General features: G+C 43.9%; 13 protein-coding genes. 10 read left to right on the top strand and 3 right to left on the bottom strand.

Going from position 1 to position 15,393, the window contains the following annotated elements:
• Positions 1–70: 70 nt before the first annotated feature.
• Positions 71–1,735, bottom strand: a complete 1,665-nt coding sequence (gene recN, locus M4S28_RS04455; protein ID WP_054548067.1) for a DNA repair protein RecN — start codon at positions 1,733–1,735, stop codon at positions 71–73.
• Positions 1,736–2,015: 280 nt separating this feature from the next.
• Positions 2,016–2,900, bottom strand: a complete 885-nt coding sequence (gene nadK / locus M4S28_RS04460) for an NAD(+) kinase (RefSeq protein WP_004735161.1) — start codon at positions 2,898–2,900, stop codon at positions 2,016–2,018.
• Between the two features lie 143 nt (positions 2,901–3,043).
• On the opposite strand from nadK, the gene grpE reads away from it, so the two are divergent.
• From grpE to dnaJ, 6 genes are all read left to right on the top strand, one after another.
• Complete coding sequence (gene grpE / locus M4S28_RS04465; RefSeq protein ID WP_017059864.1) at positions 3,044–3,625, top strand: nucleotide exchange factor GrpE; 582 nt, start codon at positions 3,044–3,046, stop codon at positions 3,623–3,625.
• A gap of 392 nt (positions 3,626–4,017) precedes the next feature.
• A complete protein-coding gene (locus M4S28_RS04470) occupies positions 4,018–5,292 on the top strand; it encodes a dicarboxylate/amino acid:cation symporter (protein ID WP_004735163.1) in 1,275 nt (424 codons plus the stop codon).
• 256 nt (positions 5,293–5,548) lie between these two features.
• Complete coding sequence (locus M4S28_RS04475) at positions 5,549–6,586, top strand: polysaccharide lyase family 7 protein (RefSeq protein ID WP_249632373.1); 1,038 nt, start codon at positions 5,549–5,551, stop codon at positions 6,584–6,586.
• Positions 6,587–6,746: 160 nt separating this feature from the next.
• On the top strand, positions 6,747–8,069 hold the full coding sequence (locus tag M4S28_RS04480; RefSeq protein WP_249632268.1) for an IS4-like element ISVbsp1 family transposase: 1,323 nt from the start codon (positions 6,747–6,749) through the stop codon (positions 8,067–8,069).
• A gap of 343 nt (positions 8,070–8,412) precedes the next feature.
• Positions 8,413–10,326 (top strand): molecular chaperone DnaK, encoded by a 1,914-nt coding sequence (dnaK, locus tag M4S28_RS04485; RefSeq protein WP_004735165.1) that lies wholly within the window; start codon positions 8,413–8,415, stop codon positions 10,324–10,326.
• Between the two features lie 305 nt (positions 10,327–10,631).
• Positions 10,632–11,777, top strand: coding sequence for a molecular chaperone DnaJ (dnaJ, locus tag M4S28_RS04490; RefSeq protein ID WP_004735166.1), 1,146 nt, complete (start codon positions 10,632–10,634; stop codon positions 11,775–11,777).
• A 137-nt stretch (positions 11,778–11,914) separates the two neighbouring features.
• Here dnaJ and M4S28_RS04495 read toward each other — a convergent pair whose 3' ends face one another.
• On the bottom strand, positions 11,915–12,346 hold the full coding sequence (locus M4S28_RS04495) for a type IV pilin protein (protein WP_249632374.1): 432 nt from the start codon (positions 12,344–12,346) through the stop codon (positions 11,915–11,917).
• Positions 12,347–12,448: 102 nt separating this feature from the next.
• Here M4S28_RS04495 and M4S28_RS04500 point away from each other — a divergent pair, with 102 nt between their 5' ends.
• The 4 genes from M4S28_RS04500 to M4S28_RS04515 are packed head-to-tail and all read left to right on the top strand — an operon-like array spanning position 12,449 to position 15,344.
• On the top strand, positions 12,449–12,955 hold the full coding sequence (locus tag M4S28_RS04500; RefSeq protein WP_249632375.1) for a GspH/FimT family pseudopilin: 507 nt from the start codon (positions 12,449–12,451) through the stop codon (positions 12,953–12,955).
• Complete coding sequence (locus tag M4S28_RS04505) at positions 12,936–13,568, top strand: PilW family protein (RefSeq protein ID WP_004735169.1); 633 nt, start codon at positions 12,936–12,938, stop codon at positions 13,566–13,568. The genes M4S28_RS04500 and M4S28_RS04505 overlap by 20 nt, the downstream gene beginning before the upstream one ends.
• Positions 13,565–14,905 carry a hypothetical protein gene (locus tag M4S28_RS04510; protein WP_249632376.1) on the top strand — a complete coding sequence of 447 codons (1,341 nt, stop codon included), beginning with the start codon at positions 13,565–13,567 and terminating at the stop codon, positions 14,903–14,905. The genes M4S28_RS04505 and M4S28_RS04510 overlap by 4 nt, the downstream gene beginning before the upstream one ends.
• Complete coding sequence (locus M4S28_RS04515; RefSeq protein WP_017079902.1) at positions 14,895–15,344, top strand: prepilin-type N-terminal cleavage/methylation domain-containing protein; 450 nt, start codon at positions 14,895–14,897, stop codon at positions 15,342–15,344. Before M4S28_RS04510 ends, M4S28_RS04515 begins: the two co-directional genes overlap by 11 nt.
• Positions 15,345–15,393: the final 49 nt, after the last annotated feature.

The raw sequence follows: 15,393 nt of genomic DNA on the forward strand, positions 1-15,393 counted from the left end.
AATTTTGAATTAAGTTGCAAAATTGCCAAGAATTTTCGGTAAATTATCAGAAAGTTGCCGAATATGTAACCTAAGCTGCGATTAATAACTCTTTTGCATTGGCAAGTGTCGATTCGGTAATTTGGCTGCCACCAAGCAGTCGAGCAAGCTCTGAAACGCGTTGTTGTTCATCAAGCGTGTGCATTTGGGTCTCGGTTTTACCTGATTTCGTGTTCTTCGCAACAAACAGCTGTTGGTGACCGCAACCGGCAACTTGAGGTAAGTGAGTCACACACATCACCTGCGTAGATTCGCCCAGCTTACGTAGCATTTTCCCGACAACCGCAGCCGTTGGCCCACTGATACCCACATCGACTTCATCGAAAATCAGGCTTGGTGTATCCACTTTTTGCGCTGTAATCACCTGAATCGCTAGTGAGATTCGTGATAACTCACCACCAGAAGCCACTTTAGCAATTGGCTGCATTGGTTGGCCTGGGTTGGTCGAAACAATGAAGGTCACGTTATCCATACCCAATGGGGAAGGGTGCGTGTTGGTGTTGTTCACTTCAATGGCAAACTGCGCTTTTTCCATGCTCAGTTCGTGCATGCTTTGCGTGATCAGTTTGTTGAGCTCTTTTGCATAACGAGTTCGAGATTTATGAAGCTTCTCTGATTTGGCAACGAACGACTGGTATTGGTTCTCGACATCATTGGCCAATTCATCGAGTTTTTCATCCGAGCAATCAAGTGCTTCAACCTGTTGTAATAAGTCTTGATGGTGCTTGTAAAGCTCTTCTGGTAACACGTGGTGCTTACGAGACATCGACATCACTTTAGAGAAACGCTCTTCAACGTAAGCCATACGACCCGGATCGACATCAATGCTGTCTAGGTAGGTTCTTAATTCGTTATTGGTCTCTTCAATCTGAATAATGGCTTCAGACAATAAGCTCGGCAATTCAGCCAATCTTTCATCAAGCTCAGCTAACTGAATTAGGGAGTTATTGGCCGATTGCAGAATACCAAGCGCATTAACTTCTTCGCCTTCATAAATAAGCTCGATAGCTTGCTGACAGGTTGTGGCCAGTTCTCCGCTATTGGAGAGGCGCTTATGCTCTTGTTCGAGGTCTTCATATTCTTCCTCCCCAATAGACAGCTCATTTAACTCTTTGATTTGGTATTCAAGAAGTTGTTTTTGAGCTTGATTTTGCTGGCTATTTTCACGTAACTCTTTCAAGTGGTTATCGGCTTGTCGCCAGGCTTGGTAAGCATTACGTGTCGATTTCAACAGGTTCAAGTGGCCTGCGTATTGATCAAGCATGGCCATTTGGTAATCGCTCTTCATCAATTGATGGTGCGCGTGTTGACCGTGAATGTTGATCAACAGCTGCCCAAGCGATTTCAATTGTGAAAGAGGGACAGGACTGCCGTTAATGAATGCGCGAGAACGACCTTCTTTTGAGATGGTTCTGCGCAAGATGCATTCACCGCCATCAAGCAGCTCGTTGTCTTCTAACCAGCGGGTAGCGTGTAGATTGTTCTCAAGTAAAAAAGCAGCACTGACTTCGGTTTTTTCTTCACCTTGTCGAACCATTCCCGCATCTGATCTTCCTCCAAGACATAAGCCTAAAGCATCGATAGCGATAGATTTACCCGCCCCCGTTTCTCCGGTGATTGTTGTCATGCCTTTAGAGAGTTCTAGCTGTAAAGACTTAACAATAGCGAAATTATTAACACTTAGATGAGCCAGCATTTTTATTTACCTGTATAACTGAACAATACTGTATATAAGCTCAGTATATACTGTTTCTTTATACAGTAAAGTCAGCAGGTGAAAATTTTTTGTGACCGTTATCAGAATTGAGGTTGTTCGTAGATCACTGAAACCGCTATAGATTCCCAACCCAGTCGTTCCTCCCTCTTGGGAATGACGGTGTGGTGGATTGGCGTAAAGGTAGAGGCGGTGGGCTTTTAATCGGCAATAAAAAAGGCTGACGAATGTCGTCAGCCTTTTAAAATAGTTCGCTTTTCACTTAGAACAGCTTACTCGACCAGCCTAGTTTGTTACGTAGAACATGGTAGTAATTGTAGTCTTTAGGGTGGATTAGCTTGAGCACATTTGGGCTTTGGTAAATGTGGATCTCATCGCCAGGAGAAACCGGTAGCGAGATTTGACCATCGCAGCTGACTTCCTGTGTACCGCGGTTATCAGGCGATACGATCAGCTTGATACGACGCTTTCCATCCACCACAAGTGGGCGGCTTGAAAGGGTGTGCGGGAACATTGGCACTAGTGAGATAGCATTTAGGCTTGATGAAAGGATAGGGCCGCCGCCAGAAAGCGAGTAGGCGGTAGAACCTGTCGGTGTTGAGACGATCAAGCCATCAGAGCGCTGTGAGAAGGCGAAGCTGTCATCGATATACACTTCGAACTCGATCATGTGCGCGACTTGGCCGGGGTGCAGTACAGCCTCATTAAGGGCTGCATTGTGGCTTTTTATCTGGCCGTGACGATGAATTTCAGTTTCAAGTAAGAAGCGCTCTTCTTCCATGAACTCTCCCTTAAGCACATCAGTCAGCGCGCTCTGGAAGTTTTCAGGGTTGAGATCGGTTAGGAAACCAAGATTACCTCGGTTAACACCTATCACTGAAATGTCGAAACGTGACAAAATTCTAGCGGCACCGAGCATATTTCCATCACCACCCACAACAATTGCGAGATCGGCACGTTTACCCAATTCAATCAGGCTAGAAAAATGTTCTTGTGGGATATCGTCCAAAATGCTGGAGAGCCTATCATCAACAAACACTTGATAACCCTCAGTACTTAACCACTGATAGAGCTCTCTATGAGTCTGAATTGCTTGCTGATCTCGAGGTTTACCAATAATTGCGATGACTTCAAATGGCTTTTTCATAACGTTTCCAAACGAATTAGGCTTGAATCAAAATTCTTCATCCCCATAATAAAGGCAAGTTGAACGTCTATGCGAGTGTTTTATATCAATTTGAGGCGCAAACACGCCTGTCACTGGCATTGAAAACGAATTCTGGAGATATCATGAGCAACGAAGAAAACAAAGTAACCGAAGAAGAGCTAGATCAGATCATTGCTGAAGCTGAGAAAGTTGAAGAAGCTGAACTGAATGAAGACGCGGCTGATGAGCAGGAATCAAAAATTGCTCAACTAGAAGCCGCACTGCTTTCTAGTGAGTCTAAAGTGAAAGAGCAGCAAGATTCTGTTCTTCGCGCAAAGGCTGAAGTTGAGAATATGCGTCGCCGTACTGAGCAAGAAGTGGATAAAGCACGTAAATACGCGCTAAACAAATTCGCTGAAGGCCTACTACCTGTTATCGATAACCTAGAGCGTGCAGTACAAGCTGCAGATGCTGAGAACGAAGCGGTTAAGCCGATTCTTGAAGGTGTTGAGCTAACTCACAAAACGTTCGTAGATACAGTGGCTAAATTTGGTCTTACAGAGATCAACCCTGAAGGTGAAGCATTCAACCCTGAATTCCACCAAGCAATGTCGATTCAAGAAAGCCCAGACCACGAGTCAAACACTGTGATGTTTGTTATGCAGAAAGGCTACGAGCTTAACGGCCGTGTTATTCGCCCTGCAATGGTAATGGTTGCTAAGTAATTGAGTAGCCGCTTGCTAAGCAGTTGATTATTGCAATTGTGAAGTAAGACAATAGCGGCGACAAAATAATTCACTGGTTAACGTGAAATGAAAAGAGAGGCATATGCCTCTCTTTTTTTATGCCTGTAACTTGAGAGTCCACGTGAATAGTCACCAAAATCGCATTAAGAATGTCGTTCTTTTTATTTTATCCAGAACAATGATTTAGAGTTTTATATTATGAAACTGGTTGTTAGTGAAGAAATGTTTTGATGTCACACTTGTAATGTTTTTGTAAATAAATGCTTTTAATTGTTACCTTTGTATGTAAAATCCACTGCAATATAGCGATTTGGGTCGCATATATAACTATAAAAGTAAAATTTTTAAACACAACAAACTGGAGAAGAACGATGGATAAATCGCTCTCAAGTAAGATTTTTGTAGGCTTGTTTGCCGGCCTTATTATTGGTACTGCTATTCAGTACCTATTCAGCGGCATTGCTATTTTTGATACGTACCTACTCGGCGCTGCTGAAGGTGCTGGAGGTATGTTCGTATCACTTATCAAGTTGCTTGTAGTACCTCTTGTATACGTATCTATTGTTTGCGGTATCGTTGAGCTAAAAGATATTCGTTCATTCGGTCGTCTTGGTGGTAAAACCTTTGGTCTTTACATTATTAACACCATCATCGCGATTTCAGCTGCTCTAACGATTGGTCTTATTTTCCAACCGGGTGCTGGTGCGAATCTAGCGGGTACAGTTTCTGAGACAATTGCGCTTACAACAACTGAAACGCCAGATATCTTCTCTCTTGTTGTTAATATCGTTCCTAGCAACCCTGTAGAAGCATTTGCAAGTGGCGACATGCTGCAAATCATCTTCATGGCTATTCTGACTGGTCTTGCTATCCAAGCTCTTGATTCTCGTGGTGGCCCAGCTATCAAGACATTCAAGATGGCTAACGAAATCATGATGAAGCTTATCGGCCTAGTAATGAGCCTTGCGCCATACGGTGTATTTGCTCTGATGATTCAATTAGGTGCAACACTTGATGCAAACACGCTAATGTCAGTTGCTGGCTATGTCGCGCTTGTTGTGGCAATGCTTGTGTTCTGGATCTTCTTCTTCTACCCAATGATGGTTGGTTCATTCACGGGTATTTCTCCAAAGCAGTTCCTACGTGCAACTCGTGAGCAAATCCTTTTCTCACTATCGACTGCAAGTTCGAACGCGACGATTCCAGTAACAATGCGTACTCTGACGGACAAACTGAACGTATCTAAGTCAGTGGCAGGTTTCGGTGTACCACTAGGTGCAACAATGAACATGTCTGGTGTATCTATCTACATCGCACTAGCAACTATGTTCGTAGCAAACGCATTCGGTCAGCCAATCAACACTGCTGATATCTTTACTCTAGGTCTAACTATCTTGCTACTGTCTATCGGTGCTGGTGGTGTTCCTGGTGGTGGTGTGGTTATGGTCGGTGTTCTATTGCACCAACTAGGTTTGCCACCAGAAGGTCTAGCGATTGTTGCTGCTGTTGACCGTATCTGTGACATGTTCTGTACTTCTTCTAACGTTGTTGGTGATACTGCGGTTAACACTATCGTAGCGAAATCTGAAAACGAAATCGGCGTTGAAGCTAACGAAGAAGCTGAACTAAAGAAAGCAGAAGCATAATTCTTAATTAAGATTCGATAACTAGAAGCCCCGCTCAATGAGAGCGGGGCTTTTTTGTTTCTGCTGAGAAGTGCTTTGGGCTATCTGATAACTTGGCTAAAAAGATATTTGGTTGGTATTAAGTCTCATTTTTTCTTTTTATTCGTGCCGAATTGGCCATCAGTTTTCAATCTTTAATATAGATCACATATAATAATACAATATTATTTTATTGTTCTGGCAACCTACATTATGACGACATAAAGGAAACCCAATAATGAAGCTGTCTTACCTTAGTCTACTGACTGCCAGCCTTTTAGCCGCTCCCGCTCTTGCTTCTAATCACGATATTGGTCAACAGTTCAATCTTGACCCTGCAAAAGCACCAGCACAAAACTTCGATTTATCTAAATGGAAAATTAACTTACCGGAGCTGACGATTGAAGGGTCTAGAAAAGGTAAAACGCTGGAGATTGGAAAAAAGGAACTGTCGAATGTAGACACGCCTTACGTTCACCCTAAATGGTTCTACACGGATGCTGAATCTGGTGCGATGGTGTTTGTGGCTCCGAATACAGCTCCAACGACGCCAAACAGTAAAAACACGCGTAGTGAGCTAAGAGCGATGCTAGCGGATAGCTACTCTGCGCCGAGCAACAACTTCGCGATTTCAAGCCATAAGAACGCGGAAGAGTTTGGTTCTATCGGTGGGCAGATGACGGCGACACTTTCTGTTGATCAGGTCAGCACCAGCGGTAACTATAAGAAAACAGGCGCATTCTCAGTCGTAATCGGTCAAATCCACGGCTCGGATAATGAACCTCTGAAAATTGTTTACCGTAAACTGCCAGAACATGAGCATGGTTCGTTAACGTGGAACTATGAATTAAATCCGCCGACAGAGATGAAGAATGCGAAGGATGAAAATGGTAAGAAGCTTCGTAAAGACATTCGCCATGATGTATTTGGCCAATACAATCTGAAAAAAGGCAGCTCGGATCCTACTGATGGTATCAAGCTAGGTGAAGTATTCTCATACGATGTGAATATCAAAGATAACATCATGCACTTAACCTTTACGAAGAATCCAAACTCAGCGGATCCTATTGTGAAGACCTATGATGTTGACTTGGCAAAGGGCAAATATCAGGGGCATGATATCGATCTTGGCTATGGTCAAGATTGGATGTACTTCAAAGCGGGTGCGTATAACCAGTGTAATACTAAGAAGTCGAGCTCTGCCTGTGAGTGGCGTGGTATGGAAGCGGGTGACTACACCCAAGCAAGCTTCTACCAGTTAGTTCTTAATCAATAATATTGCCGAATCAAAAATAGTGCAGAATCAATAACGGTTCGACTCGCTGTTAGTTGAAAAAAGACCTTCCATATGAAGGTAATGCCGATCGTTTAAGAAGACTTGAACGATCTTGCAGTTAGCCGATAATCCCCATCAACAACGTTGATGGGGATTTTTTATGCTTGAACAAGAATTAGCAATGGCACACGAGACCATTGAAGATGCCGACAATTATGAATCTGTCGTCGACGCCATTCAGATTGAGTGGATAGAACAAGCTCTTCTTGAAACCAATAAAGCGAGCATAAGACGACGCCGACTTCCCGCTCAGCAAGCTGTCTGGTTAGTTATTTGGATGGGGCTGCAACGCAACATGTCTATCAAAGAGGTATGCAGTTCATTAGACATTGCGCTTCAGCCTAAACCTGAAGATAGCTGGTCTCGTGTTGCACCTAGTGTCCTAACTGATTCACGCCGACGTCTAGATGAGAGTCCATTAGCGGCTCTGTTTCACACAACGGTAAAGGCTTGGAACGGAGATATCCTTCAACAAGATAAAGACTTAGAGCTTAATGTTCTTGCTGTGGATGGAACAACATTTAGGTGCCAAGATTCCCCAGAGAACGCTGAAGAATTTGGGTTCATCTCTAAAAAATTGAAACCTTACCCTCAACTTCGTTTAGTCGCTTTGATGTCAACAGAAACTCGAATGATTATGGGGGCGGCTTTTGATGGCTGTCATGTCGGTGAAACGACCTTAGCTAAGCGTCTATTCAATGATATCCCCGCACATTCATTGACCTTATTTGATCGTTGTTATTTCTCGGCAGACCTCTTGTTGTCGTGGCAAGAGAGTGCGGAAAATGCTCACTGGTTAATGCCTGCAAAACGTAAGCTACGCTATGAAGTGTTGGAGAAATATGCGGAGAACGACATGCTCATCTCAATGCCCATCTCTCCTCAAGCTCAACGGCAGAATCCGAATTTACCCGCACGTTGGGAAGCCAGGTTAGTCCTATATCAAGAGCCAAAAGGTGAGATAAAAGGTTTTATTACTTCACTTACAGACCCTAGTAGATACTCGCTAGAAAGCCTGCTGCGTATTTATTGGCAACGCTGGGAGATAGAAGAAGGTTATGGTGAAATTAAACAGACTCAACTGCAAAGTCACGTCACTTTACGAAGTCGTTTTTCTGCCGGTGTGAAGCAAGAGCTTTGGGGCGTATTACTTGCCTATAACTTAGTGCGATTAGAGATGGTTAAGATAGCTTCAGAAGCCGGGGTTCGAGCGACTAGGGTCAGTTTTACAGCCGCAATTAACCTTATTGATGCGCAATTACGTTGGTTAGCTTTAAGTCCAAACGGAACTCTACCTGTAAAACTGAAAAGGATGAGAGACAGTTTGAGTCACTTCATTCTTCCAGATAAAAGAAAGGACCGAACGTTTCCACGTTCAGTCCTCTTTGTCCCAGCTAAATATCCGTTCAGGTTCAAGCAATAATGCTTATCCGAACGGCATTATTCCATATGAAGGTCTTTTTTATGCGAGATAGAATAGGGAGACATTTTATTTATGAAGATGAACGCGTGAATATGTCAACTTTCGAGCCTTAAGCAGTAAGGGGTAAGCCACTTTTTACCTTTAAGTGGAAAGATAGGGGGAAAAACAGATTTTTTTTACCTATTTCCCTTGAAAATTAGTTTGCAGCCCTTATCTATGGTGCATACGAAAGCAAAATACATTTGCATTTAAATTTTGTGTATTAGGGTTGAATCCCTGATTACTACCCCCCACATAGTGGGTATAGCAAAAAACTAAATAGAATTTATTCGGAGAAAGCCTGATGGGTCGAATCATTGGTATTGATTTAGGTACTACTAACTCTTGTGTTGCTGTTCTTGACGGTGACAAACCACGCGTATTAGAAAATGCTGAAGGCGAACGCACAACAGCATCGGTAATCGCATACACTGAAGGCGAGACGCTAGTTGGTCAACCTGCGAAACGTCAAGCAGTTACTAACCCTCAAAACACGCTATACGCAATTAAGCGTCTAATCGGTCGTCGTTTTGAAGATGAAGAAGTTCAACGCGATATCGAAATCATGCCTTTTAACATTGTTAAAGCTGATAACGGTGATGCATGGGTTGAAGCGCAAGGCCAAAAAATGGCTGCTCCTCAAGTATCTGCTGAAGTTCTTAAGAAAATGAAGAAAACAGCTGAAGACTTCCTAGGCGAAGAAGTAACTGGCGCAGTTGTAACTGTTCCTGCTTACTTCAACGATGCTCAACGTCAAGCAACGAAAGATGCTGGCCGTATCGCTGGTCTAGATGTTAAACGTATCATCAACGAACCTACTGCTGCTGCTCTGGCTTACGGCCTAGACAAGCAAGGTGGTGATCGCACTATCGCTGTATACGACCTTGGTGGTGGTACATTCGATATCTCTATCATCGAAATCGATGAAGTAGAAGGCGAGAAAACTTTCGAAGTTCTTTCAACTAACGGTGACACTCACCTTGGTGGTGAAGATTTCGATAACCGCATGATCAACTACCTAGTAGATGAGTTCAAGAAAGAGCAAGGTATCAACCTTAAATCTGATCCACTAGCAATGCAGCGTGTTAAAGAAGCAGCAGAAAAAGCGAAAATCGAGCTTTCTTCTACTACTCAAACTGACGTAAACCTACCTTACGTTACTGCTGATGCAACTGGTCCTAAGCACATGAACATCAAAGTGACTCGTGCGAAGCTTGAGTCTCTAGTTGAAGACCTAGTTCAACGTTCTCTTGAGCCACTAAAAGTTGCTCTAGCAGATGCTGACCTATCTGTAGGCGAAATCACTGACGTTATCCTAGTTGGTGGTCAGACTCGTATGCCTATGGTTCAAGCTAAAGTAACTGAGTTCTTCGGTAAAGAGCCACGTAAAGACGTGAACCCTGACGAAGCTGTTGCAATGGGTGCTGCTGTTCAAGGTGGTGTACTAGCTGGTGAAGTTAAAGACGTTCTTCTTCTAGACGTTACTCCTCTATCTTTCGGTATCGAAACGATGGGCGGTGTAATGACTAAGCTTATCGAGAAAAACACAACTATCCCTACTAAAGCGGATCAAGTGTTCTCTACAGCTGAAGACAACCAAAGCGCAGTAACTATCCACGTTCTTCAAGGTGAGCGTAAGCAAGCGACTTACAACAAGTCTCTTGGTCAGTTCAACCTAGAAGGAATCCAACCAGCACCACGTGGCATGCCACAAGTTGAAGTAACATTCGACCTAGATGCTGACGGTATCCTGAACGTATCTGCTAAAGATAAAGCGACAGGTAAAGAGCAGAAGATCACTATCCAAGCATCAGGCGGTTTGTCTGAGGAAGAGATCGAAGCAATGGTTCAAGAAGCAGAAGCTAACAAAGAAGCTGACAAGAAGTTCGAAGAGCTAGTAACTGCACGTAACCAAGCTGACCAAATGATTCACGGCACTAAGAAGCAAGTAGAAGAAGCTGGTGAAGCTCTACCTGCAGACGAGAAAGCTAAAATCGAAGCAGCTATCGAAGCTCTAGAATCAGTTAAGTCTGGTGACGACAAAGAAGCTATCGACGCTAAAGTTCAAGAACTTATGCAAGCAGCTCAAAAGCTAATGGAAATTGCTCAACAGAAAGCTCAAGCTGAACAAGCTGGTGCTGACGCTGGTGAACAACCTAAGCAAGATGACGACGTTGTTGATGCAGAGTTTGAAGAAGTTAAAGAAGACAAAAAATAATTTTTCGTCGCTATAACACGTGATTTCTGCGTCGAAGGTACTCACTTACACTTGCCTTTTGGTTGGTTAAGAAAGTCCGTGCCTTCTCCTTGAACTAACGTGTTTTAGCTTAGAAAAAGTCGTTTTTCGATTTCTAAAGATACGGGCGTCAGAGGTAACTCTCACGCCCGTAAATTTGTATTTAGACTTGTCGATCTAGATAATAGCTTTATTCGGCATTTCAGCCGGCAGAACTTTTATCTAGATTGATACATAGACTACTGAAGTGATCATTCGGTAGTAGCAATTATTTGGTGACCTAGAACATGTCAAAACGTGATTTTTACGAAGTATTAGGCGTAAGCCGCGATGCATCAGAGCGCGATATTAAAAAAGCGTACAAACGCTTAGCGATGAAATTCCACCCGGACCGTAATCAGGGTGATGACAGCGCAGCAGACAAATTTAAAGAAGTAAAAGTAGCGTACGAGATCTTAACCGATTCTCAAAAGAAAGCAGCTTACGACCAATACGGCCACGCAGCTTTTGAACAAGGTGGCATGGGCGGCGGCGGTTACGGCGGCGGTGGCCAAGGTGACTTCGGCGATATCTTCGGTGATGTGTTTGGCGATATCTTTGGCGGCGGTCGTCGCGGTGGTGGTCAAGCGCGTGCACAACGTGGTTCTGATTTGCGTTACAACATGGAGCTTTCTCTAGAAGAAGCCGTTCGTGGTGTATCTAAAGAAATCGAAGTACCAACTCTTGTAGAGTGTGATATTTGTGACGGTAGCGGCGCGAAAGCGGGTTCTTCTGCACAAACGTGTGGTACTTGTCATGGCCACGGCCAGGTACAAATGCGCCAAGGTTTCTTTGCGGTTCAACAGACTTGTCCTACTTGTAACGGTAAAGGCAAGATCATCAAAGACCCATGTAACTCATGTCATGGCCAAGGTCGCAAACAGAAAACGAAAACGCTTAACGTTAAGATCCCAGCAGGTGTTGATACTGGTGATCGCATTCGTCTATCTGGCGAAGGCGAAGCAGGGGAGCATGGCGCTCCAGCTGGCGACTTGTACGTACAAGTACACGTAAAAGAGCACAACATCTTTGAGCGTGACGGCAACAACCTTTACTGTGAAGTGCCAGTAAGCTTCTCTATGGCTGCTTTAGGCGGTGAAGTTGAAGTTCCAACACTAGATGGTCGTGTAAACCTTAAAGTGCCAGAAGAAACACAAACGGGCCGTATGTTCCGTATGCGTGGCAAAGGCGTGAAAGGCGTTCGTGGCGGCGGTGTGGGTGACCTAATCGTTAAACTAGTGGTTGAAACACCGGTTAAGCTAAGCTCTCGTCAGAAAGAACTACTGCGTGAATTCGAAGAGACATGTTGTGGTGAAGCGGCAAGCAAGCACAAGCCAAAGTCTGAAGGTTTCTTTAGCGGTGTTAAAAACTTCTTCGATGACCTAACTAAGTAATTGATAGTGATTTGAAAAATTTAAAGCCTGCCAGTGTGCAGGCTTTTTTGTATCTGTAGATCAGAGAAAAGAAGATCAGAGAAGAAAGAGTCGAGATTTCTCAGATAAATTATCGAGCCCTTTGGTGGTTGTTCTTGTTACTTCCAACACGCTTCTGGCTCTGAAACACCCGAGTGGTGTAATTCCAATATATCGGTATTCGAGTCTAAACATTCATCATTCACTTGCTGTGAAAGTGGTTCTGCTTGAATGGCATAGGTTGTACTACTCGCCGAAATTGCTAACGTGTATCGGCTGGTGTCGGTATCGCAAAACAAACATGTCCCTCCGGAAATAATATTCTCCGCTGCGGATGCATAGTTCCCCGTGTACAGCGTCTCTATTTCCAGTTGAATCTTGGTCATGTCGGCCATTGCAGTGACTCGATGCGCTTTAATTACATGGCTCGTATAACTTGGGTACGCAATGGCACCGAGTATCCCCACGATGGCGACAGCGATCAATAATTCGATCAATGTCATCCCTCCAATGCTTAAGTTGTTGTTGTTGCATATATTTCTTCGAATCATCGCGAGTAGTTTCCTTTAATATCTCTGCCTATTTTTCTCCGGTGGTAGCATCGGCGCAAGATTAAATACGGTTACGAGCGGTATTACATAGGAAATTGGGAAATGACTCGCGGGTTTACTTTATTAGAGCTTTTAATCACGGTGTCGGTGTTATCGATACTGATAGCGACGGCTGCCCCGAGTTTTAGTTCAGTAACGCAAACTGTGAAGATGCAGCGATTGGCTAGCGAGTTGAATGGTTTCCTTATTCAGGCTAAGTCAGAGTCAGTAAAAAGGAATCAAGATCTTTGGGTTCATTTCTCTATGGATAAAAATGAAGAGCAATCTACAGGGGAGTGGAGTCTGTTGTTGAAGCCGACCGAAGATCTCTCCGGCGAAACGCTGGTGATGCTATCGGGTCAACCGTTTCGAGATGTCTCGTTTTCTCATAACTACACAGGCGCAAGAATTAGCTTTGAGAGTGTGAGAGGAAGGCCAGCAAGAGGGACGATTTACCTTTCTCCTAATACAGCTTCAACCGATCGGATGTTGATCAAATTATCCAGCCCGCCGGGGCGAATTAATGTGTGCGGTGAATCGAGTGCACAGTATGGCTATGATGCCTGTTAAATCGACAGCGGTAGCTCCTAGCAAGCAGCAAGGCACATCATTAATTGAGTTAATGGTGGCGTCTGTGATTGGTGTGTTCGCGATTTCGATTATCGGTAGTGTCTTTATAACAGGGCAGAGAATAGCCAAAGACAAAGGCATTGAATTATTGCTGCTACAAAACCTAACAAGCACGATGCAGGTGATGAAGGAGGATATCCAACGGGCGGGCTACGATGGCTCTAATGGTTACTCAATCAAGCTGTCTGGAGCGAGTAACACCATCCAAGTGAGTGGCGGTGTTGCCGTTGGGTTTGTCTATTTCAGAGAGGGCTCGAACGGAAACAAAGATAATCGAAATATCGTTTATCGGAAAGATGGAACCAAGCTACAAATTTGTGAGAAGGGCACCACTGTATCTGAGGCGATTCCTACTTTTAATCAGGTTACTGGATGTTACTCACTTTTCGATGACAGCCTGATCGAGGTAGACGCATTCAGCGTTGATGCTCAGTTATTAGAGCAGAACTCTATTAAAACCACGCTTACCGATATCAGCATTACGGCTTCAATTCCAACCGCAGGTGTTACCAAATCGGTTTCGGTTTCCGTTAAACAAAGGAACTGGCAATGATGGTGTTTAGAAAGCAATACGGCGTGGTGACCTTATTGATCACATCGGTGCTTTTAATTGGTGCTTTAGTGGTGACATTAGGTACGTATCGCAGTGTATTCCATCAAATTAAAGTAGCTCAAAATGAGGTGCAAGGAAGGCAAAATCACTGGCGTTCAGAAGGTGGTTTAGAGTGTACTTATTCCTATCTACGTGAGCTCGATAAAGCCATTTTAGATATCAAAGACGCGAGTGCACGCCCTGCCGACTTTTCTGATTGGTGTTCTCCATATGACAACGCCCCCCAAATTGAGGTTTCGGATAGTGCGAGTTCCATTGCTTATATTGTTGCATCTACAACCGATACACAGCTGCTATCTAAAACCATTCGTGAGAGCTCTCAGTTAGGAAGTGGGGCGATTCAATCAACAGGGCCGATTGAGATCATCGGTACATTGAGCCTGAAGCCTACAGTTAAAGAAGAACCGATTAGTGGTAATGAATATGAATGCGTGAGTGTTACTTTTGCCGACCTTTTTACTTACCAATACGATTCAACACATGGTGATTCAGGACAAACGTTAGGCTTAGAAGTGCTTGACCCAAGTGCGGATGGTCCGTTTTCTGGTTTTGATGGCGTGTGTGATAGCGACTATAAGACGGAGATCCCTAAAGGCAGTTCGGGAAGTAGTTATTCAATCTATGCGCCTGATTCCTATCAAGGAACGAATCCGCTTCCCTTCAAAAAAGATTTTAATCCTGATCCTAATATGAACCCGTTTTATACCTTTTTTGGTATCGCTAAAACGGATCAAAATATTGTCGACTTATCTCAAGACACTGACCTTTTTAAGCACGTACAGATACTGAATGCGACAGAGTGTGGCACCGAAATCATGGACCATTTTACTCCTGGGCAAACCAAGGGATTGTGGGTTGAGGGAAATTGCTATATCAATTCAGCGGTTGCCGCCGCCAACAATCAATCTCAACTTCTAGTGATTCAAGATGGTGTGCTCGCGTTAAATGGTGCCATGGCTTACAACGGTGTGATTTATCATTTGGTCGATTATCAAAAGAGTCATGTTAAAACTCGTATAGATGACTTCTGGGAAGCGCTTGTTACTCCTAATGTATTTGCACCTTTTATCAAAGACATCGATGACGCTACCGTCCTGAAAAATAGTGTCGGGATTCAATTTGCTTCTGGTTTACCTTCAGGTGGCCTTATCTTCGATTCGCCACTTGGGGTGACAACGATTGTGGGTGATATGGATTTGGATTTTCGTTCAGAGTCTAATCCGAGTGATCCGCCTTCTATTTATCAATGGAAGCGAGGATCATGGAATGATTTCTAAACACTCAGGTTTTAGCCTGATAGAGGTTCTTATCTCTTTTCTATTGATCGGTGTAGCTTCTTTAGGGTTGGTTAAGCTGCAAGTTTATGCGGAACAAAAGTCGGACTTTGCGCTTCACAGTGTAGAGGCACTTCACTTTGCTGAAAGGCAAATGGAATATTATCGAACGCGAGTCTCGGATGTGAGTGGGGCAGTAGGGCTTATTCCTTTTTCGCAACTCAATCAAGCGAACTATTGTCTCAATACGGCAAGCTCAGATCCTTTATCCGGTTTGTCGGACTCTGGATATGCGATGACTTGTGAGGTGGAGAATGCTGCTGGCGCTTTGTCGGGGGCGTTAAAAAGCATTACTGTTTCCGTTGCATGGCAAGATCGTATGAACCGTTCGCAAAGCATTTACCTCGAGACTATGCTCTCCAAATACAGTGAATTTGATTGATCTATTAAGCAAACGTTTACTGCATGCCAAGGCCTACGCATCACCTTTA

The organism is Vibrio sp. J383 (assembly GCF_023503985.1).
Classification (GTDB): Bacteria; Pseudomonadota; Gammaproteobacteria; order Enterobacterales; family Vibrionaceae; genus Vibrio; species Vibrio splendidus.